21 protein-coding genes are annotated in these 18,497 nt (G+C 71.8%); 5 read left to right on the top strand and 16 right to left on the bottom strand.

Going from position 1 to position 18,497, the window contains the following annotated elements:
- The first annotated feature begins 116 nt into the window (after nucleotides 1-116).
- Nucleotides 117-1,412, top strand: a complete 1,296-nt coding sequence (locus ABZ464_RS06860) for a DUF6716 putative glycosyltransferase (RefSeq protein WP_359271932.1) — start codon at nucleotides 117-119, stop codon at nucleotides 1,410-1,412.
- An 18-nt stretch (nucleotides 1,413-1,430) separates the two neighbouring features.
- On the opposite strand, the gene ABZ464_RS06865 is transcribed toward ABZ464_RS06860, so the two are convergent.
- The 9 genes from ABZ464_RS06865 to ABZ464_RS06905 all read right to left on the bottom strand — a co-directional run bounded on the left by ABZ464_RS06865 (nucleotide 1,431) and on the right by ABZ464_RS06905 (nucleotide 8,375).
- Nucleotides 1,431-1,784 (bottom strand): hypothetical protein, encoded by a 354-nt coding sequence (locus tag ABZ464_RS06865; protein WP_359271935.1) that lies wholly within the window; start codon nucleotides 1,782-1,784, stop codon nucleotides 1,431-1,433.
- Between the two features lie 70 nt (nucleotides 1,785-1,854).
- Nucleotides 1,855-2,508, bottom strand: coding sequence for a TetR/AcrR family transcriptional regulator (locus tag ABZ464_RS06870; RefSeq protein WP_359271937.1), 654 nt, complete (start codon nucleotides 2,506-2,508; stop codon nucleotides 1,855-1,857).
- 38 nt (nucleotides 2,509-2,546) lie between these two features.
- The gene (locus ABZ464_RS06875; RefSeq protein WP_359271940.1) at nucleotides 2,547-2,852 is read right to left on the bottom strand and encodes a DUF4229 domain-containing protein; all 306 of its coding nucleotides are present in this window, start codon (nucleotides 2,850-2,852) and stop codon (nucleotides 2,547-2,549) included.
- A 93-nt stretch (nucleotides 2,853-2,945) separates the two neighbouring features.
- Complete coding sequence (locus ABZ464_RS06880) at nucleotides 2,946-3,470, bottom strand: GNAT family N-acetyltransferase (protein ID WP_359271942.1); 525 nt, start codon at nucleotides 3,468-3,470, stop codon at nucleotides 2,946-2,948.
- 75 nt (nucleotides 3,471-3,545) lie between these two features.
- Complete coding sequence (gene mqnE / locus ABZ464_RS06885) at nucleotides 3,546-4,709, bottom strand: aminofutalosine synthase MqnE (RefSeq protein ID WP_359271945.1); 1,164 nt, start codon at nucleotides 4,707-4,709, stop codon at nucleotides 3,546-3,548.
- A 62-nt stretch (nucleotides 4,710-4,771) separates the two neighbouring features.
- Nucleotides 4,772-5,227: an Lrp/AsnC family transcriptional regulator gene (locus ABZ464_RS06890; protein WP_359271948.1), complete on the bottom strand. Its 456-nt coding sequence runs from the start codon at nucleotides 5,225-5,227 to the stop codon at nucleotides 4,772-4,774.
- Nucleotides 5,228-5,295: 68 nt separating this feature from the next.
- Nucleotides 5,296-5,952, bottom strand: a complete 657-nt coding sequence (locus ABZ464_RS06895; RefSeq protein ID WP_359271950.1) for a UbiX family flavin prenyltransferase — start codon at nucleotides 5,950-5,952, stop codon at nucleotides 5,296-5,298.
- Nucleotides 5,953-6,018: 66 nt separating this feature from the next.
- Nucleotides 6,019-6,921 carry a menaquinone biosynthesis prenyltransferase MqnP gene (gene mqnP, locus ABZ464_RS06900; protein ID WP_359271953.1) on the bottom strand — a complete coding sequence of 301 codons (903 nt, stop codon included), beginning with the start codon at nucleotides 6,919-6,921 and terminating at the stop codon, nucleotides 6,019-6,021.
- Nucleotides 6,918-8,375, bottom strand: a complete 1,458-nt coding sequence (locus ABZ464_RS06905) for a menaquinone biosynthesis decarboxylase (RefSeq protein WP_359271956.1) — start codon at nucleotides 8,373-8,375, stop codon at nucleotides 6,918-6,920. Before ABZ464_RS06905 ends, mqnP begins: the two co-directional genes overlap by 4 nt.
- An 87-nt stretch (nucleotides 8,376-8,462) precedes the next feature.
- On the opposite strand from ABZ464_RS06905, the gene ABZ464_RS06910 reads away from it, so the two are divergent.
- Entirely contained in the window at nucleotides 8,463-8,849 is a 387-nt protein-coding gene (locus tag ABZ464_RS06910) for a PLD nuclease N-terminal domain-containing protein (RefSeq protein WP_359271959.1), read from the top strand.
- Between the two features lie 69 nt (nucleotides 8,850-8,918).
- Here the strand turns inward: ABZ464_RS06910 and ABZ464_RS06915 are convergent, their stop codons facing one another.
- Nucleotides 8,919-10,016 (bottom strand): winged helix DNA-binding domain-containing protein, encoded by a 1,098-nt coding sequence (locus tag ABZ464_RS06915; protein WP_359271962.1) that lies wholly within the window; start codon nucleotides 10,014-10,016, stop codon nucleotides 8,919-8,921.
- 22 nt (nucleotides 10,017-10,038) lie between these two features.
- Nucleotides 10,039-10,461: a VOC family protein gene (locus ABZ464_RS06920; protein ID WP_359271964.1), complete on the bottom strand. Its 423-nt coding sequence runs from the start codon at nucleotides 10,459-10,461 to the stop codon at nucleotides 10,039-10,041.
- 113 nt (nucleotides 10,462-10,574) lie between these two features.
- Here ABZ464_RS06920 and ABZ464_RS06925 point away from each other — a divergent pair, with 113 nt between their 5' ends.
- A complete protein-coding gene (locus ABZ464_RS06925) occupies nucleotides 10,575-11,540 on the top strand; it encodes a WYL domain-containing protein (RefSeq protein WP_359271967.1) in 966 nt (321 codons plus the stop codon).
- A 140-nt stretch (nucleotides 11,541-11,680) separates the two neighbouring features.
- Here the strand turns inward: ABZ464_RS06925 and ABZ464_RS06930 are convergent, their stop codons facing one another.
- From ABZ464_RS06930 to ABZ464_RS06945, 4 genes are all read right to left on the bottom strand, one after another.
- The gene (locus tag ABZ464_RS06930) at nucleotides 11,681-12,646 is read right to left on the bottom strand and encodes a 2-oxoglutarate and iron-dependent oxygenase domain-containing protein (protein ID WP_359271969.1); all 966 of its coding nucleotides are present in this window, start codon (nucleotides 12,644-12,646) and stop codon (nucleotides 11,681-11,683) included.
- On the bottom strand, nucleotides 12,639-13,139 hold the full coding sequence (locus ABZ464_RS06935) for a nucleoside deaminase (protein ID WP_359271972.1): 501 nt from the start codon (nucleotides 13,137-13,139) through the stop codon (nucleotides 12,639-12,641). Before ABZ464_RS06935 ends, ABZ464_RS06930 begins: the two co-directional genes overlap by 8 nt.
- 88 nt (nucleotides 13,140-13,227) lie before the next feature.
- On the bottom strand, nucleotides 13,228-13,578 hold the full coding sequence (locus ABZ464_RS06940; RefSeq protein WP_359271974.1) for a hypothetical protein: 351 nt from the start codon (nucleotides 13,576-13,578) through the stop codon (nucleotides 13,228-13,230).
- Entirely contained in the window at nucleotides 13,575-14,180 is a 606-nt protein-coding gene (locus ABZ464_RS06945; RefSeq protein WP_359271976.1) for a DUF6232 family protein, read from the bottom strand. Before ABZ464_RS06945 ends, ABZ464_RS06940 begins: the two co-directional genes overlap by 4 nt.
- 172 nt (nucleotides 14,181-14,352) lie before the next feature.
- Between ABZ464_RS06945 and ABZ464_RS06950 the strand changes: the two genes are divergently transcribed.
- Entirely contained in the window at nucleotides 14,353-16,542 is a 2,190-nt protein-coding gene (locus ABZ464_RS06950; RefSeq protein WP_359271979.1) for a hypothetical protein, read from the top strand.
- The gene (locus ABZ464_RS06955; RefSeq protein WP_359271981.1) at nucleotides 16,542-18,095 is read left to right on the top strand and encodes a hypothetical protein; all 1,554 of its coding nucleotides are present in this window, start codon (nucleotides 16,542-16,544) and stop codon (nucleotides 18,093-18,095) included. Before ABZ464_RS06950 ends, ABZ464_RS06955 begins: the two co-directional genes overlap by 1 nt.
- On the opposite strand, the gene ABZ464_RS06960 is transcribed toward ABZ464_RS06955, so the two are convergent.
- Complete coding sequence (locus ABZ464_RS06960; RefSeq protein ID WP_359271984.1) at nucleotides 18,092-18,460, bottom strand: SRPBCC domain-containing protein; 369 nt, start codon at nucleotides 18,458-18,460, stop codon at nucleotides 18,092-18,094. The genes ABZ464_RS06955 and ABZ464_RS06960 overlap by 4 nt on opposite strands.
- Between the last annotated feature and the right edge of the window lie 37 nt (nucleotides 18,461-18,497).

Consider the following 18,497-nt stretch of genomic DNA (forward strand, 5'->3'; position numbering starts at 1 on the left):
CATGCACAGGGGCCGCCCAGCCCTCCCAGCGGACGCACAACAAACGCTCGCTCTTCCCTCAGGTGATCTTCCTAGCCTCGGCGCACCCCGCGCACCTCCGCCAGGAAGGCCCCGCCATGACCGTCACCCCTCCCAGACGCGTCGCCGTCGTCGCGGACTCGGACACCCGGTGGAAGTGGGGTGCCTCGGTGGCCCGGGAACTGGCCCCCTCCCACGCCCTCGACGCCGTCTTCCTGCGCGGCCGGTCCACCCCGACCGAGCGGCAGCTCGCGGAGGTCGGGATCGTGCCCGACCGGCGGCGCGAGGTCGCGCCGGCCGAGCTGGTCGACGACGCGGAACTGGCCGCCGCCGACGTGGTCGTGCTGGCGGTGGCGGGCGGTACGGTCCTGGCGCTCACGCATGCGCTGGGCCTCGCCTGGGAGGGGCGCGAGCGGCGGCCGGTGACCGTCAGCGGATATGTCGGCGTCGTCTACGAGAAGCTGGTCGACGGGCTGCTGACCCGCGCGGGCACGGACATCGTCCTCGCCAACTCCGCCTACGACGCCGGCCGGTTCGCCCGTGCCTTCGACTCCGTCGGGGTGGACCCGGGCTCGGTCGTGGAGTGCGCGCTGCCGTTCCTCGGCGGCGCGCCGCACCGGCCGTCCCGGGAGCGGCCGTTCACGCTCACCTTCGCCGTGCAGCCGTCGGTGCCCAAGGACCGCGCGGCGCGGCTGCATCTGCTCGGCCGGGCCGCCGCGCACGCCCGGCGCCATCCGGAGCGGGAGGTGCTGGTCAAGCTGCGCAGTCTGCCCGGCGAGCAGACCACCCATGTCGAGGCCGACCCCTACCAGCTGCTGGTCGAGGCGCTGCCCGAGCGGGCTCCCGCCAACCTCGAGCTGGTGTACGGCAACATGGCCGAGGTACTCGACCGCACCGACCTGCTGGTGACGGTCAGCTCCACGGCGGCCCTGGAGTCCATGCACCGGGGCATCCCGACCGCGATCCTCACCGACCTCGGGGTCCGCGAGGCCCACGGCAACCACTACTTCCTGCACTCCGGCTGCCTGGCCTCCTGGGACGACCTCGACGCCGGGGCGCTGCCGCAGCCGCTGCCCGAGTGGGCCGCCGAGCAGGGCATCGGCAAGGCCGACCCGTACACGGCGGCCCGCGACCGGCTGGCGTGGCTGCGCTCCGGCGGCCCGCTCCCGCCCCTGCGGCCGTACTACACACCGAGTTCGGCGGGCCCGTACCTCGTCCCGATCCTCGAACGCCACGGCCTGGACGAGAAGGGGCGCCCGCTGCCCGAGGGGGCCGCCGGGTCGGGACGGGCGGGCGGGGCCGTCCGCCGGGTGGCGGGCCGGGGGGCCCGCAAGCTGTACCGCATGGGTCACCAGCGGGTGGCGCCGGCGCTGCGGAGGTGGGGGGCGGCCTGAGGGTCGGTCGGTGTGCGGTCAGTCGCGGCGGACCGAGACTCCGCCCACCAGGCCCCAGGCGTCGATGCGGACGGTGGGGCCGTCCGGCTCGGTGGGGCCCGTGTCGCGGACGCCGCCGAGGCGCACGCCGCGGACCTCCACCCGGACGTCGGGGCGGACCCGGAGGGAGACGCCGCCGATGAGGCTCAGCTTGGTGATCCGCAGTTCGGCGCCGTCCGGGATCTCCACGTCCGTCAGGTCGACATCGGCTCCGCCGACGAGGGAGACGGTGAGGGTGCGCTCGTGGAGGGTGGCCCCGTCGAGCCGGTGACCGCCGATGAGGCTGATCTTGATGTCCGTCTTCTGCGTCTGGTCCGCGCTGGGCTTCGTCATGGGCACAACAGTAGGAGCGCGAGGTGGGGGCGGTGCAGTGCCGCGCGTCCTCCCTTGGACATGACAAGTGTCATGTCTCAGCCGTGGGCGGCGGGGACCAGGACCGTCCCTGCGTCAGATCGCCCAGCCCCGCCCACGCGAAGTTCATCAGGGTGGCCGCCGCCTGCCGAGCCGTGACGCCTTCGGTGGCGTTGGCCCAGACGGCGAGGGACTCCGCCGCGCCGACGAGGGCCTCGGCGAGACCGGCGACCTCGTGCTCGGGGAGGTCGGGGTCACGGTGTGCCTCGCGGGCCCCCACGGCTATGAGGTGGGTGACGAACGCGACGATCTCCTCGCGCATCGCGGCGGCCTCGGCGGCGAAGGTCTCACCGTGGGTACGGGCCTGGAGGTGCACGACGGACCAGGCGTGCGGATGGGCGGCGGTGTGGGCGAAGAACGCCAGCACACCGTCCCAGAGCCGGCGGTCGGCCGGCAGGTCGGTACGGACGCCGGAGCGCACCGCGTCCACCAGCGCCCGCGCCTCACGGCGGATGCAGGCGGTGAAGAGGTCTTCCTTGGAGTTCAGGTACAGGTACACCAACGGCTTGGAGACACCCGCCAGTTCGGCGATCTCGTCCATGGACGCGGCCATGTACCCCCGCTGCCCGAAGATCTCCACGGCGGCGTCCAGCATCTGCTGCTCACGGACCGCGCGTGGCATCCGTTTGGTCTTCACGGCACCCATGGGACCAGCCTAGTTGGACCGGACGGGAGTGAACTCCGTCAGGACGCCCGACTCTGGGCCTGGGCCTCGGCCGCGTCGACCGCCTCGTCCTCCTGGGAGCGGTTGGCCTCCAGGTTGGCCTTCATCCGGTCCACCCGCTGCACGACGCTCACCGAGGCGCGGTCGCGCTCCTTGCGCAGGACGACGAAGCTGATGGGGGCGGAGACGACCAGCGCGAGCAGGGCGATCCACATGCCGTTGGAGTCGCCGAGGCCGCGCGGCAGGACGCCTGCGTAGACCAGGCCCCAGACGGCCAGGAGGCTGCCGGCGAAGACGCCGAGGCGCATCAGCGTGTAGCGGAGCATCTCAACCCACTCTTCCTTCTCCAACTTCTCCACAAAGGGCCGTCGTCCAGTGAAGCACGCCGGGCTCCCGATCTTGCACGGGGGTGCGGGCGGTCAGCCGAGCGGCAGCAGCATGGTGATGTCGTCGCGGTGGTCGCCCGGGGCGACCCGGATGGCGCCGGGGACCCGGCCGACCTCCTGGTAGCCGCAGGAGCCGTAGAACCGCTCCAGGCCGAGTCCGCCCCGGCAGCCGAGGCGGATCGCGTCGATGCCGTCGAAGCCGCGGGCCGCGTCGGCGGCCGCCGCCATCAGGTCACGGCCGTATCCCCTGCCCTGGTGACGCGGGTGCACCATCACCGTGTACAGCCACACCCAGTGGGTCTGCAGCCGGTGCGCGTTGAAGGAGAAGAAGGCGGTGGCGGCGATCCGCCCCGCCGCGTCGTGCCCGACGAGCAGCCGGTGCCGCCCCTCGGCCATCGCCACGAGATGCCTCACCAGCTCGGGCCGGATCTCCTCCCGCTCCACCGGCGCCACGAAGCCGACGGCCCCGCCCGCGTTGGACACGTCCACCCAGAGGTCGAGGATGCCGTCCCGGAGGTCGCGGCTGACGGCCGGGTCGAGAGTGAAAGTAAGGGACACCTCGGCATCGTACGCCTTACGACAACGGACGGCGGGTGCACGGTCGGCACCAGCCCCCACGGCCCGCACACGACGTCACACCCGCATCGGCTGCGGCGACTCCCTGCGCGCCGGGTCCGGGCCCTCGTACTCGCGGATGATCTCGTACCGCGTGTTCCGTTCCACCGGGCGGAAGCCCGCGTCACGAATGAGGTCGAGGAGGTCCTCTCGGGTCAGCTTGTTGGGCGTGCCGTAGTTGTCGGCGTCGTGGGTGATCTTGTACTCGACGACCGAACCGTCCATGTCGTCGGCGCCGTGCTGGAGGGCGAGCTGCGCGGTCTGGACGCCGTGCATGACCCAGAAGACCTTGACGTGCGGGACGTTGTCGAAGAGCAGGCGGGAGACCGCGAAGGTCTTCAGGGCCTCCGCGCCGGTCGCCATCTGGGTGCGGGCCTGGAGCCGGTTGCGTACCTTCCCGTCCTTCATGTCCACGAAGTCGTGCTGGTAGCGCAGCGGGATGAAGACCTGGAAGCCGTTCGTCTCGTCCTGGAGTTCACGCAGGCGCAGCACGTGGTCCACGCGGTGGCGGGGCTCCTCGATGTGGCCGTACAGCATCGTGCAGGGCGTCTTGAGGCCCTTCTCGTGCGCCAGGCGGTGGATGCGGGACCAGTCCTCCCAGTGGGTGCGGTGGTCCACGATGTGCTGTCGGACCTCCCAGTCGAAGATCTCCGCGCCGCCGCCGGTGAGGGCCTCGAGACCCGCGTCGATCAGCTCGTCGAGGATCTCCGACGCCGACAGTCCGCTGATCGTCTCGAAGTGGTGGATCTCCGTGGCCGTGAAGGCCTTCAGGGAGACGTCCGGGAGGGCCGCCTTCAGCTCGCGCAGCGAGCGCGGGTAGTAGCGCCACGGGAGGTTCGGGTGCAGGCCATTGACGATGTGGAGCTCGGTGAGGTTCTCCGACTCCATCGCCTTCGCCAGCTTCACCGCCTCCTCGATGCGCATCGTGTACGCGTCCTTCTCGCCCGGCTTGCGCTGGAAGGAGCAGTAGGCGCAGGAGGCGGTGCACACGTTGGTCATGTTGAGGTGCCGGTTGACGTTGAAGTGGACGACGTCGCCGTTCTTCCGCGTCCGCACCTCGTGCGCGAGCCCGCCCAGCCACGCCAGGTCGTCCGACTCGTACAGCGCGATGCCGTCCTCACGGCTCAGCCGCTCACCGGCCCTGACCTTCTCCTCCAGCTCGCGCTTGAGCCCGACGTCCATGCCCACACCTTTCCCGCGACAACCACTGACGACAACGACTGACCAACCGTACGCCTACAGCTCTAGACCTCTTCCGGAAGCTCCCCGACCCGGTTCTCCCACTTCGTGGAGAGCACGATGGTGGTACGGGTCCGGGAGACCCCCTTGGTCCCGGACAGCCGCCGGATGATCTTCTCCAGCCCGTCCACGTCGTTGGCCCGCACCTTGAGCATGAACGAGTCGTCGCCGGCGATGAACCAGCAGTCCTCGATCTCGCCGAAGTCCCTCAGCCGGTTCGCCACGTCCTCGTGGTCGGCGGCGTCGGAGAGGGAGATGCCGATGAGGGCGGTGACGCCGAGGCCGAGCTGGGCGGCGTTCACCGTGGCGCGGTAGCCGGTGATGACGTCGGCCGCCTCCAGCCGGTTGATGCGGTCGGTGACGCTGGGTCCCGACAGGCCGACGAGGCGCCCCAGTTCCGCGTAGGAGGCCCGGCCGTTCTCCCGCAGGGCCTGGATGAGCTGCCTGTCCACCGCGTCCATGCGAATCGAAGCCTTCCGATCAAAGTTCCTGAAGAGATGAGAGGTACTGCGACTTGCTCAGATGACGCTCAGCTGTCCCTGGTTCCGGACCCGCCGCCCAACTCGCCCTCCCACCGGCGGTAGAGCCCGTGCGCGGCCCCCGCCGCGTCGAGCACCCGTCCGGCGACGAAGTCGACCAGGTCCTGGATGTGGGTGGCGCCCGCGTAGAAGGCGGGCGAGGCGGGGACCACGGCGGCGCCCAGGTCGTCCAGCGTCACCAGATGCCGCAGGGTCTGCCCGTTCAGCGGGGTCTCCCGTACGGCGACGACGAGCGTCCGGCGTTCCTTGAGGGTGACGGAGGCGGCCCGCTGGAGCAGATCCTTGGACAGCCCGAGCGCGACCCCGGCGACACAGGCGGTCGAGGCCGGGACGATGATCATCCCTTTCGCGGGATACGACCCCGAGGACGGCCCCGCGGCCAGGTCCCCGGCGCCCCAGTACCGCACCGCGCTGACGTCGGCGTCGAAGGCGCCCGGCTTGCCGTCGGCCCCCCTCCCGAGCCATTCCCGCAGGTCGTCCTGCCAGTGCGCGTCCCGGAAGGAGATCCCGGTCTCGTCGAGCAGGGTGAGCCGCGAGGCCCGGCTGACCACCAGGTCCACGCTCTCGCCCCCGGCGAGCAGCGCCCGCAGCACAGCGGCGGCATACGGCGTACCGGACGCCCCGGACACCCCCACGATCCAAGGCACGCGCTGCGTTTCTCCTGCGTTCACACCTTGAGCGTACCGGTGGGCAGGAGGGTCTTCAGGACGGGACTACAGCGTGAGCCCGCGCATCAGGAGGTCGACGAGCGCACAGACGAACAGGCTGATCCCGATGAAACCGTTCGTCGAGAAGAACGCCCTGTTCAGACGGGACAGATCATGAGGGCGCACGATCGTGTGCTCGTAGCCGAAAGCTGCGGCGACGATCACCAGGCCGAGCCAGAAGAACGCGCCCGCGTCGGTGGCGAGCGCGTACCAGACGAACAGGGCCGTGGTGATGGCGTGGCAGACGCGGGCGCCCCAGACCGCCGCCGGGATGCCGAACCGGGCCGGGACCGACATGACGCCGATCTCGCGGTCGGTCTCGACGTCCTGGCAGGCGTAGATCAGGTCGAAGCCGCCGATCCAGATGCCGACGGCGAGGCCGAGGACGACCGCGTCCCAGGACCACTCGCCGGTGATGGCCAGCCAGCCGCCGACCGGCCCCATCGCCTGGGCGAGACCCAGGATGGCCTGCGGGAAGTTCGTGAAGCGTTTGCCGTAGGGGTAGACCACCATCGGGATCACCGCGACCGGCGCCAGGGCGAGGCAGAGGGGGTTCAGCATCGCCGCCGAGCCCAGGAAGACCGCCACGGCGATCAGCGCGCCGGTCCAGGCGTGCTTCACCGACATCGCGCCCGTCACCAGCTCACGGTGGGCCGTGCGCGGGTTCCGGGCGTCGATCTCGCGGTCGATGATCCGGTTGACGGCCATGGCGAAGGTGCGCAGGCCGACCATGCAGACCGTCACCAGGAGCAGCCGCCCCCAGTGGATGTTCCTGTCGAGCTGGAACATCGCCGTCAGCGCGGCGATGTAGGCGAAGGGCAGCGCGAAGACCGAGTGCTCGATCATCACCAGCCGGAGGAAGGCCTTCGTGCGTCCCGGCTGCGGGAGCGCGGCGGAAGCGGAGCTCACAGCCCGTACTCCTTCCAGCGGCGGTCGACCTTCGCCGCCGTGTCCGGGTCCGGGAGCACCATGTCCGGCCAGCCCCCGTCCCGCGTGTAGCCCTCCTCGGGCCACTTCTTCGTCGCGTCGATGCCCGCCTTGCCGCCCCAGAACTGCTGGTAGGAGGCGTGGTCGAGGTGGTCGACCGGGCCTTCGACGATGCTCAGGTCGCGGGCGTAGTCCGTGTTGCCGAGGGCCCGCCAGGCGACCTCGTGCAGATCGTGGACGTCGCAGTCGGAGTCGACGACCACGATCAGCTTGGTCAGGGACATCATGTGGGCGCCCCAGATCGCGTGCATGACCTTCTGCGCGTGCTTGGGGTACTTCTTGTCGATCGACACGATCGCGCAGTTGTGGAAGCCGCCCGCCTCGGGGAGGTGGTAGTCCACGATGTCCGGGACGATGATCTTCAGCAGGGGGAGGAAGAAGCGTTCCGTGGCCTTCCCCAGCGGTCCGTCCTCCGTCGGCGGCCGGCCGACGACGATCGACTGGAGGAGCGGGCGATGGCGCGTCGTCACGCAGTCGATCTTCAGCGCGGGGAACGGCTCCTGCGGGGTGTAGAAGCCGGTGTGGTCGCCGAAGGGGCCCTCGGGCAGCATCTCGCCCGGCTCCAGCCAGCCCTCCAGCACGACCTCCGCCTGCGCCGGCACCTGCAACGGCACCGTCAGGCAGTCGACCATCTCGATCCGCTTGCCCGCGAGGAACCCGGCGAAGAGGTACTCGTCGATGTCGCCGGGGAGCGGCGCGGTGGAGGCGTAGGTGACGGCGGGCGGGCAGCCGAAGGCGATCGCGACGGGCAGCCGCTCCCCGCGCCGGGCCGCGACCTGGTAGTGGTTGCGGCTGTCCTTGTGGATCTGCCAGTGCATGCCGATGGTGCGCTTGTCGTGGCGCTGGAGGCGGTAGAGCCCGAGGTTGCGGATCCCGGACTCCGGGTCCTTGGTGTGGGTGAGCCCCAGGTTGAAGAAGGAGCCGCCGTCCTGCGGCCAGGTGAAGAGGGCGGGAAGCAGGTCCAGGTCGACCTCGTCGCCCTCCAGCACGATGTCGTGCACGGGCGCGTCCGCCGACTTCACCTTCTTCGGCGGTACGTGGGTCATCGCGCCGAGCTTCCCGAACGCCTCGCGCACGCCCATGAACCCGTGCGGCAGTTCGGGCCGCAGCAGTCCGCCGATCCTGTCGCTGATCTCGCCGTACGATTTCAGCCCGAGCGCCTTGAGCAGCCGCCGGTCGGTGCCGAAGACGTTCATCGCGAGGGGCATCGCCGACCCCTTCACGTTCTCGAAGAGGAGCGCGGGGCCACCGGACTTCTGGACCCGGTCGACGATGTCCCCGATCTCCAGATACGGATCGACCTCGGCCTTCACGCGCTTGAGGTCGCCTTCACGCTCCAGGGCCCTGAGCAGGGAACGAAGATCGTCGTAAGCCATGTGTCCCAGTATCGGCCACCCGCTACCCTGACCCCGTCACCGGGGCCGCCCCGCGCCCCTCGCCACCTCCTGGGAGAATCCGCCGCCATGCTCAGGTATCTGCCGTTCCTGCTGGTCCTGGCGCTGTGGATCTATGCCTTCATCGACTGCCTGAACACCCCCGAGAACGAGGTCCGGGGCCTGCCGAAGGTGGTGTGGGTGCTGATCATCCTGCTCTTCGGCGAGGTGCTGGTCGGTCCGGTGGCCTGGCTGGTGGCGGGCAAGGTGCGGCACGGCGGCGGCCGGCCCGGCGAGGGGACCGGCCCGCGCCACGAGTGGGTGGCGCCCGACGACAACCCCGAGTTCCTCAAGTCCCTGAAGGACGATCAGGCCAAGCAGGACGAGAAGCTCCTGAAGGACTGGGAGGAGGACCTGCGCCGCCGCGAGGAGGAACTCAAGCGGCGCGAGGCGGGCGAGGACCCCAAGGAGAGCTGAGCGGCCCGACCGACCGCTCGTACACCGAGGTCACCGAGGCCACCGAGGCCACCGAGGCCACGGTGCACGTCAGGCTCCGGTGTCGAGTCGGATCTGCTGGATGTCCTCGTCCAGGAAGGCGGCCAGGTCCTGGGCCTCGGTGCGGACGGCTTCCCGTTCCCGGGCGGTGAGGGGGCGGAGGGGGCTGATGCGCAGGTGGTGGTCGCGTACGGTCCAGATGGCGGTGACGCGTCCGTCGACCAGGACCATGCGGTGGCCCGCGACGGACAGGCCGAGGTGGGCGGCGTCGATGATGCGGCCGCGGTCGTGGTAGCCGAGGACGGCGTTGTCGAAGGCGGGCAGGAAGCGGACGGGCGCCGGGGTGTCGGGGTCGGGGCGGGGCGCGTCGGGCAGGTCGAGCAGCTCGCGCCCGCGTTCGTCGCGGAAGACGACGAGTTCCTCCCGGACGGCTCTGACGGCGGCGGGCAGACCGGCCAGGCCGCACCAGGCCCGGAGGTCCGCACTGGCGGCGGGCCCGTGGGCGGCGAGGTAGCGGCGCAGCAGCCGCTGCCCCACGGGATCGTCGTCCCCGGCGGGCAGGGGGTCGATGTCCCGTTCCAGCCAGGTGGCCAACGGCAGGTTGCGTACGCCGGCGGTCTGCTGCCAGAGCCCGCGGGGCGGGAGTTGGACCATGGGGACGAGGGCCGCGACGAGCAGCTCGCCCAGCACCCGGCGCGGTGGGCCGGGCCAGCGGTCCGCGACGGCCTGGACGAGCTCGCTCATGGTGCGGGGCCGCCGGTCGGCCATGACCGCGCGGCCGGCGGCGGCGACCTCGTCCAGGTCGATGCCGGCCAGTTCGCGCCGGTAGGTGCCCAGCACCCGCTGCCGCAGCATGGCGTCGTGGCGGGCCCGCCAGGCGAGCGCGTCGTCGGCGGCGACGAGATGGACGGTACGGCGCATCAGATGGGTGCGCACCACCGTACGGCCCGTCAGCGCGTCGTCCAGCCGCCCCGGTTCGAAGCCGGCGAGGCGGGACCACAGCCCGACGAACGGTTCCTGGGGCTCCTGCGCCTGCAGGCCGCACAGCCGGGCCACCGCCTCGGGCACCGACGCGTCGCTGCGGGCGAGCAGGTGCTGGCGGGCGAGCGTGGCCCGGTTGAGGGCGCGGCTGTCGAGGACGGCGGTCATGGCGTTCCCGGGTGTCGCCGGCTCAGCCCTGGTACGGGGCGGTGACGTCCAGGACCCAGGTGACGCCGAAGGGGTCGGTGAGCATGCCGTACAGCGGCGCCCACGGCGCGGGCTCCAGCGGGCGCACGACGGCCGAGCCGTCGGCGAGCTTCCCCCACAGGGCGCCGATCTCCTCGGCGTCGTCACCGCGCACGGACACGAAGAACGGGTTGTCGCCCTGGTTCCAGGGCAGCTGCGAGGGCACGTCGTACGCCATGACGTGGAAGCCGTTGTCACCGGCCACCTCGCCCCACATCACCCAGTCCGCCTCGCTCTCGCTCTGCACGGCGCCCGCGTCCTTGTAGGTGACGGCGACCGTGCGTCCGCCGAAGACGGACCCGTAGAAGTCGAGCGCCTCGCGTGCGGTGCCCCGGAAGTTCAGGTGGGTGGTGGTCGTGACGGACATGGTCTGCTCCTTGCTTCGGTTGCCTCGGTTGCCTCGGTTGCCTCGGCGGTGAAGCCCACCCTGGCGGAGGTAGCGGACAGGGTGTGTCCTGTACTGCGGGGAAAATCGATCGCATGCAGAAAACCTCCTCCCGGCTGCTCGCCCTGCTCTCGCTGCTCCAGACGCACCGCGACTGGTCGGGAGAGGATCTCGCCGACCGCCTCGACATCACCTCGCGCACCGTGCGGCGTGACATCGACCGCCTGCGCGAACTCGGCTACCGGATCACCACCGTCAGGGGACCGGCCGGCGGCTACCGCCTGGAGGCCGGCGCCCAACTGCCGCCCCTGCTGTTCGACGACGGTCAGGTGATCGCCCTGGCCGTCGCGCTGCGGACCGCGGCCGCCACCGGCACCACGATCGCCGAGGACGCCACCCGCGCCCTGGCCACCCTCCGCCAGGTCATGCCGCCCCGCCTGCGCCACCGCATCGACCTGCTGCACATCACGGCGGTCCCCCCGCCGCCCGAAAACCACACCCCAGAGGTGGACCCTCACCTGTTGATGGACCTGAGCCGCGCCATCCACGCCCACGAGGAACTGCGCCTCGACCACACGCCGGACCCCGACCGCCCCCGCCGCGTACAACCCCACCACCTGGTCACCTGGCGTGCTCGCTGGTACCTCGTGGCCTGGGACCTCACCCGCGAGGACTGGCGCGCCTTCCGCGTCGACCGCATCCGCCCCCGCACCCCGACCGGCCCCCGCTTCACCCCACGCGAACTGCCCGGCGGCGACGTCTCCACCTTCCTCACCGGCCGATTCCGCGGCAACGACGGCACCACCACCGACTGGCCCTGCCGCGGGGAGGTCATCCTCCACCTCCCGGCCCACGCCGTCGCGCCCTACGCCCAGGACGGCGTCGTCGAGGAACTCGGCCCCCACCGCTGCCGCCTCACCCTCGGCTCCTGGTCCTGGCCGGGCCTCGCCGCCGCCCTCGGCCGCTTCGACACCGAGATCGAGATCACCGGCCCACCCCAACTGGCCGCGGCCTTCAACGACTTGGCGGCGCGCTATGCCCGCGCGGGCCGGAGGCCGTGAGGGTGGAGCAGGCAGCAGGACGGGGCCGTCGGGGGTCCTGCTGTCACGGACGGGCGGCGACGGCCTGCTCACGGGGGAGCGCCCGCTGCCCGGAGTGGTCTCCACCACCAGGGTGATCTCCCCGGTCAGTCCACGGTGATTCAGTCCACGGTGATCGAGTCCAGCTTCCCCCGCAGATACACATGCGAGTCCACCGGTTCGTACGCCACCCGCCCCACCGGTGCCGGTACGGACTCCACGAGCGTGCCGGGGGTGCACTCGCCGAAGTAGACGAGGGACATCAGTTCCTCGGCGGGTTCGTCGGCGGGCGGGGGCAGCACGCGGTGCCGACCCGAGCGCCATCGGTCGCCCGTCCAACGGGCCATCAGGTCACCGATGTTGATGGTGAAGGCCGCCGGGTCGAAGGGGGCGTCCTCCCAGCCGCCCGCCTCCGTCCAGACCTGGAGTCCGCCCTTGCCGGCCTGGCGGTCGAGGATGGTGACCGTGCCGAAGTCGGTGTGCGGGCCGATGCGGAACTGGCCGGGCTCCGGGGCGCCCAGGACGTCCGTGCCCGGGTACCAGTTGATGTTGAAGCCGTAGGTGGGGTGGTCCATGTGACGGGAGAAGAAGTCGGGTTCCAGGCCGAGGGCCTCGCCCAGCAGCGACAGCAGTCGCTTCTCCAGCTCGGCCATCCTCGCCAGGTACTCCTCGCAGAGGCCCTCCAGCTCCGGCACCTCCGCCGGCCAGACGTTCGGCGCGTACCACTCCGCGTTGATCACGGGGTCGGAGAACGGCTCGTGCGTGGCGAAGGTCAGGGACTCCTTGAGGTCCGGCGGGGTCTGCGTACCCTCCGAGTAGGCGTTCGCCTCGGCGCCGGGGCCCAGCCAGCCGCGACCGCCGACCTTCACGGCGTACGGCTGCTTCCGCTCGACGGGGAGGGTGAAGAAGGCCCGCGCGGCCTTCCGGATGCGGGAGCGGAGGGTCGGGTCCACGCCGTGCCCGGTGACCAGCAGGAAGCCGGCGGTCTGGAGGGCCTCGTCGACGGTGCGGGCGATCGCCGCCCGCGCCCCGGGATCGCCGTCGATCCAGGGCTTGAGGTCAATGGTCGGAATGCGCGGCTCACTCACCGATGTCCTCGTTCCACAGGGCCGGGTTCTTCGCGATGAAGTCGCGCATCATCTCGACGCATCCGGGGTCGTCGAGCAGCACGATCTCCACGCCGTGCTCGGCGAGCCAGTCGTGGCCGCCGTGGAAGGTCACGGCCTCACCCACCACGACCCGGGAGATGCCGAACTGGCGGACCAGGCCGGAGCAGTACCAGCAGGGGGAGAGCGTGGTCACCATGGTGGTGCCGCGGTACGAGCGCTGCCGGCCCGCCGCGCGGAAGGCGGCCGTCTCCGCGTGCGTGGAGGGGTCGTCGTCCTGGACGCGCCGGTTGTGGCCGCGGCCGAGGAGGGTGCCGTCGGGGCCGTAGAGCGCGGCGCCGATCGGGATGCCGCCCTCGGCCAGCCCGGCACGGGCCTCGGCGACGGCGATGGCGAGCCAGTCGTGGGCCGTCGCCCGGTCCGGGGGAACCTGATCCGGAACCTGATCCGGGGGAGCCTGATCCACAGGGTTCATGGCTCCACTGTGCTGGGGCCGCACCGCCGGGGCAACGTGCCACGAGGGCCGGTCAGCGCAGCCGAGAAGTCGAGGGCCGGTGCCGTACTCATGCGGCCAGCAGCTCCAGGACCCGGTTCACCGCCTCCAGCACCGGCTGGCCCACCGCGCCGATCGTGGCCGCGATGCCCGCGACGGCGAGGAGGGCCCGGTGCCGCTCCTGCGCGGGCGCGGTGGCGTCGGCGGTGAGGGCGGGCAGCGACTCGTCGAGGGCCTGGGCGCTGGCCGCCGGGATCTGCGGGCGCACCTCCCGCAGCAGCGCCAGCAGCTCCTGTACGGCCGCCTCAAGCTCGGGGGAGGCGGGGGCGGCGGCAGCGGCACCCTGGTTCTTGATCATGCCCACGTTGCCGCTGCCGCCGTGCATGTTCACGTTGTCGCCGTAGTAGTTGTGCGTGCTCATGAACTCGCCATCCCCACATTGCCGCTGCCGCCGTACATGTTGACGTTGTCGCCGAAGTAGTAGTTCTTCGGGCTGATCGTGATGCTCTCCACCCGCACCTGGAACTCGCTCTCGGGGTTCTCGATCGCGTGCGCGATCTGGCCGACGAGCTGGTTCAGATGGTGCGGGTCGCGGCTGGTGACCACCGCCTGGGACGGGCCGGAGGTCTCGACGGCCATCACGTAGTGCGACGGCGCGCCGAGGACCTGGACCATCTCCACCAGGGCGTAGACCACCACGCCGAACGCGCCCAGCCAGACGAGGACCATCAGCCCGCTTCCGGTGTCCTGGTCCCCGAGCATGGTGATACCGCTGAGGACACTGAGGGTGACGGCCACGGCCCCCGTGATCAGCAGGGTCCGCACGAACCGCAGCACCGCCTCCTTGCGCCGCGGATGGATCGTGAGGGTGTAGACCCGGGCGATGTTCGCCAGCGGGTAGCAGGCCCCGCCGACCCACAGCAGCCGCTTGCTGACCCGTAGTTCGAGTCCCGGCTGGTGCAGCGGTGGCGCGGGGGGTGGGGGCGGGACGTCGAAGTGTCCCGGCGGTTCCGGTGTGGTCATCAAGTCCCCCGTGAGTTGAGCGAGTTGCCGGTGATTCCCGTCACTCTCCGAGCACCATTAACTACGGGACAGGTGTTCGGGGCAAGTTGTTACCGGGACCTCACGCGATCTGGCACACATCAACACACGCTCCTTACCCTGGAGTTGAGTGACCGGCCCTGGGGGAGGTGCGGTGCGCGGACGGTTGTACGGGCGTGGTGCGCTGTTCGATGTGGAGCCGCCCGGGCTGGTGCCCCGGCTCGTGGGGCTCCGCCCCTACGCCCACCAGGGCGAGCGGGCCGAACATCCCACCGGGCCACCGCTGTTGGTGCTGGCCGGCGGGCGGGGGCTCGGCAAGAGCGCGGTGCTGGCCGAGCTGCTGGACTCCTACACCGAGCGGCTGCGCAAGGGCGAGTCCCGCAAGCGCACCCCCCTCGCGCTGATCGACTGCGAGGACGAGCAGTTCGCGCGCCCTCCGCACGAGGAGAGCCCCGAGTCCTGGTCGCCGGTGTGGCAGGCGCTGCTGGTGGTGGCCGAGCAGCTCACCGAGCCGGTGAAGGCGGCCGGACAGCTCTCCTTCCCCCGGCTGACGGCGGGCCTGGTCGCGATGCGGGCGAGCGACTGGAGCGGGCGCAGCGACTCGGACCGGATCCGCCGGGAGCTGACCCGGATCCTGCTGCTGAACGAGCGCCGGACGCACTTCTCGCTCGCCGGGCGGTGGGCGGGGAAGGTCGCCGCGAAGGTGATCGCGGCGGCCGGCGGCGGCGGCCCGTTCGTCGCGGCGACCGTCGAGGCCACCCTGGAGGCGCTCTCGGAGGGCTTCACCTCACACAAGGAGCAGAAGCCGGCCACCTGGTACCGCGCCTATCCCAACGCGGGCGGCAACGCCAAGCGCGGTCTGCTGCTGCTCGCCGGGAACTTCCGGGCCGGCGGCACCTCCCGCGAGCACGCCGAGCGCTGGCTGGTCCGGGCCCTGCTCGCCGACCTCGCGGAGGCGTACGCGGGGCTCGGCTCGCATCTGCGGCGGCTCGGGCGGCCGATCGTGCTGCTCGACAACGCGCGCGGCGGCCCCGGTCCCGGGCTGCTGGACGCCGTCCTGCGCGACCGGGCGGACGGGGTCGTGGACCAGGTGGTGTGCGTGGCGACCGTACGAGGCACCGGAGATCCGGTACTGCGGGACGCCGTACGGCGCGAGCTGCCCGAGGTCGCCCGCGCGACGGAGTGGGAGCCGGGGCCCTCGCCCTCCTCCCGGGCGCTGCTGGTGCCACTGCCGCCGCTGTCCCCGGACGACACCCTGCACATGGTGGGCGCGATCTGTGACGAGGTCGAGGTGCCGCCCCGACTGCCCCAAGCCATACACCGGTTGACCGGCGGCAATCCGCTCGGGATCGAGCTGCTCGCCACCGCCGCGCGCCAGCACCCGGAGGAGGCCGCCTCCCTGGGGCGGCTGCTCACCACGAAGGTCCGGCTGACGGAGGACCAGGCCGACGACGGCCGGCCGGTCTACTCGGAGCTGCTGTGCCGGCTCGTGCCCGCCGACCGCCTCGACGAACTGACGGTCCTCGCCGCCGCCCACGGCCACGGCTCCGCGGTCGCCCTCGCGAACACCCGGCTGCCGGAGGATTTCGGTTCCTCGGGCGTACGGTCCCTGCATCTGCGGCTCGCCGAGGAAGGGGTGCCGGCCGAGCGCCGCCGCTTCGTCGGAGACCCCTTCGTCCGCACCCTGCTGCTGCTCCGGCTGCACCTCCTCGGCGCGGACCACGTCCAGTGGCGCGAGGTGCACGAGACACTGGTCCGGCACTTCGCGACGGATCCCGACGACAGCTCGCCGAACCCCCTGGTCGTCCTGCTCCGGCTCTATCACGAGCTCGCCCTCGGCGACACGGCCGGTGCGGTGGCCTACCTGTGCCGTGCCTTCCCCGTCCTCGACACCCGCTCCTGGCTGGAGACCGTCCGCTTCGCGGCCACCGCGCCCTACTTCCACGCCCACGACGCCGAGGGCCGGGACGCGGTCGGTCACGGCGACCGGCGCACCGCGATCGCGCTCGGCCGCACCGACGCCGACCAGGAGCCCCCGGAAGGCGTCGACGCCTCCCTCCATCTGCGGATACGGCGGCTGCTGCACGCGGTGTGGCAGGTGACCGACCCGCTGGTGCTGCCCGACGCGCGGGTCTGCGGGCGGCTGGAGTTCGAGCTGCTGCAACTGTCCGACCTGCGGCCCGCCGGGGGCGCGCTGCTGTTCGCGGCGTCCCGGGCCTGGCCCCGGGACGCCCTCGCGGGCCGGCCGCTGCGCACACCGGACGAAGGCGAGGGCGACGGGGACGGGCACGGGCACGGCAACAGGCACGGGGACGGCAACGGCGACGGCGACGGGGAGGGCTGATGGCCGCGGGAGACAGAAGTCCGCTCATACGGTGGCTGCGGGACGTCTGGGAGATCCGGCTGTACCGCTACACGGCCCTCCTGCTCACGGCCGCCCTGGTCACCGGTCTGGTGTTCGGCGTACGGGCGCTGACCCGCGAGGACCGCTCCTGCGCGGCCGGGGTGGCCCGCCCGCCCGGCGCCGCCGAGTGCGTGGGGGTGGCGACGGAGGCGTACGACTTCGGGCACGCCCAGCTCCGGAACGTCGTACGGGCGATCTACGCCGAGAACGACCGGCTGAAGAAGGACACCTACGTCACGGTCGCGCTGATGCTGCCGTACACCGCCTCCACCCCCTCGACGCTCAGTGACATCCAGCACGAGATGCAGGGCGCCTACCTCGCCCAGTACCAGGCCAACCACAGCTCCAACGGGCAGGCCCCGGCGATCCGGCTGGTGCTCGCCAACCCCGGGGCCACCAGCGAGCACTGGGAGGCGATGGTCGACCGGCTGGAGGGGATGACGCGGGGGCCCGACCGGCTGCGCGCGGTCGCCGGGGTCGGCCAGAGCACCGACAACAACAAGAAGGCCGTGGCGGAGCTGACCCGGCGGGGCATCCCGGTGGTCGGCGCCTCCATCACCGCCGACGACCTCGCCAACGGGCAGGACGGCGAGGACCCCTTCCCCGGGCTGGCCCGGGTCTCCCCCACCAACACCGACGAGGCCCGCGCGCTGGCCGCGTTCGCGAAGGTCGAAGCGGGGCGGGCGCTGCTGGTGTACGACAAGCCGGGCGATCCGTACACCCGGACGCTGCAGACGTCGTTCGCCGCGCTGATCAAGGGCTCGCCCTACGAGCCGCAGCCCTTCACCCCGCCCGCCGACCGCACCCAGGAGGGGACGACCGCGAACACGTTCCGGCAGATCACGCACCTGGTGTGCGACACCTCGCCGCAGACCGACACGATCCTGTTCGCCGGCCGGCACACCCAGCTGCGGCAGTTCATCAACGCGCTCGGCACGCGGGGCTGCCAGGAGCGGAGGTTCACGGTGCTGACCGGGGACGAGGGCTCGTATCTGACGGGGGACAAGAAGCTGGACCGCAGCGCGCTGCGCCACCGGCTCTCCGTGCGCTACACCGCCCTCGCCCACGGCGAGGCCTGGGCGCTGGACAAGGCGAGGACGGGCGGTTCGGCGGCGGACCTGAAGGTGCTGACCGACCTGCTCGCCCGCGCCGGCGGCTCCCCGGTCGGCCCGATCGGGACGGTCGATCTGGCCGACGGCCAGCTGATCATCGCCTACGACGCGATGACCCTCGCCGTCCACGGCATCCGCGAGGCCACGCCCGACGGCGGGAGCGTCCCGGCCCTCGCCGACGTCGGTCTGCAGTGGCCGCAGGTCAAGGGCTCGCTGCGGGTGAGCGGGGCGAGCGGGTGGATCTGTCTGGACGTCCACGGCAACCCGTACGACAAGGCCGTACCGATCGTGGAGCTCCACCCCGACGGCGGCTCGGTCTTCGTCCGTATCGCCTGGCCGGAGGGGAAGCCGCCGGGGAAGGAGTGTCTGCCGCCGTCCTAGCGGCCCTCCGGCACGGCGAGGATTTCGGCCAGGTGTTCGAATCGGGCCCGCCAGGCCGGTTCCGCGCCCGAGTCCGGCGGCTCCCCGCCCCGGAACTCGTGCGTGAAGCGCAGCACCGAGGCGGTGTCCCCGTCCCGCTCCAGGTGGAAGCGGACGCGGCCGATCGCCGGGAAGGTGTACTCGGCGACCCGGTCCACGTCCCAGGCGGTGACCCGGCCCTCCCCCGGCCCGCGCAGCACGACCGCGCCGCCGAGCCGGGGTTCCAGCAGGTCCGCCTCCACCCACCAGGCCGCCAGCCCGTCCGACGTGCTCACCGCCGGCCAGACCGTCTCCATGGGCGCCGGGAGCCGTATCCGGAGGTGCATGACACCAGGGTGGCCCCGGCCCACCGGATCCGCACCC

Origin of the sequence: Streptomyces sp. NPDC005820, assembly GCF_040630255.1 — a bacterium.
Taxonomy (GTDB): domain Bacteria; phylum Actinomycetota; class Actinomycetes; order Streptomycetales; family Streptomycetaceae; genus Streptomyces.

Bases quoted from the DNA above. Each gene is read 5' to 3' on its own strand.
- ABZ464_RS06860 (WP_359271932.1), top strand. From the start codon at position 117: ATGACCGTCACCCCTCCCAGACGCGTCGCCGTCGTCGCGGACTCGGAC.
- ABZ464_RS06865 (WP_359271935.1), bottom strand. From the start codon at position 1,784: ATGACGAAGCCCAGCGCGGACCAGACGCAGAAGACGGACATCAAGATC.
- ABZ464_RS06870 (WP_359271937.1), bottom strand. From the start codon at position 2,508: ATGGGTGCCGTGAAGACCAAACGGATGCCACGCGCGGTCCGTGAGCAG.
- ABZ464_RS06875 (WP_359271940.1), bottom strand. From the start codon at position 2,852: ATGCTCCGCTACACGCTGATGCGCCTCGGCGTCTTCGCCGGCAGCCTC.
- mqnE (WP_359271945.1), bottom strand. From the start codon at position 4,709: ATGGACGTCGGGCTCAAGCGCGAGCTGGAGGAGAAGGTCAGGGCCGGT.
- ABZ464_RS06890 (WP_359271948.1), bottom strand. From the start codon at position 5,227: ATGGACGCGGTGGACAGGCAGCTCATCCAGGCCCTGCGGGAGAACGGC.
- ABZ464_RS06905 (WP_359271956.1), bottom strand. From the start codon at position 8,375: ATGGCTTACGACGATCTTCGTTCCCTGCTCAGGGCCCTGGAGCGTGAA.
- ABZ464_RS06910 (WP_359271959.1), top strand. From the start codon at position 8,463: ATGCTCAGGTATCTGCCGTTCCTGCTGGTCCTGGCGCTGTGGATCTAT.
- ABZ464_RS06915 (WP_359271962.1), bottom strand. From the start codon at position 10,016: ATGACCGCCGTCCTCGACAGCCGCGCCCTCAACCGGGCCACGCTCGCC.
- ABZ464_RS06920 (WP_359271964.1), bottom strand. From the start codon at position 10,461: ATGTCCGTCACGACCACCACCCACCTGAACTTCCGGGGCACCGCACGC.
- ABZ464_RS06925 (WP_359271967.1), top strand. From the start codon at position 10,575: ATGCAGAAAACCTCCTCCCGGCTGCTCGCCCTGCTCTCGCTGCTCCAG.
- ABZ464_RS06935 (WP_359271972.1), bottom strand. From the start codon at position 13,139: ATGAACCCTGTGGATCAGGCTCCCCCGGATCAGGTTCCGGATCAGGTT.
- ABZ464_RS06940 (WP_359271974.1), bottom strand. From the start codon at position 13,578: ATGAGCACGCACAACTACTACGGCGACAACGTGAACATGCACGGCGGC.
- ABZ464_RS06945 (WP_359271976.1), bottom strand. From the start codon at position 14,180: ATGACCACACCGGAACCGCCGGGACACTTCGACGTCCCGCCCCCACCC.
- ABZ464_RS06955 (WP_359271981.1), top strand. From the start codon at position 16,542: ATGGCCGCGGGAGACAGAAGTCCGCTCATACGGTGGCTGCGGGACGTC.
- ABZ464_RS06960 (WP_359271984.1), bottom strand. From the start codon at position 18,460: ATGCACCTCCGGATACGGCTCCCGGCGCCCATGGAGACGGTCTGGCCG.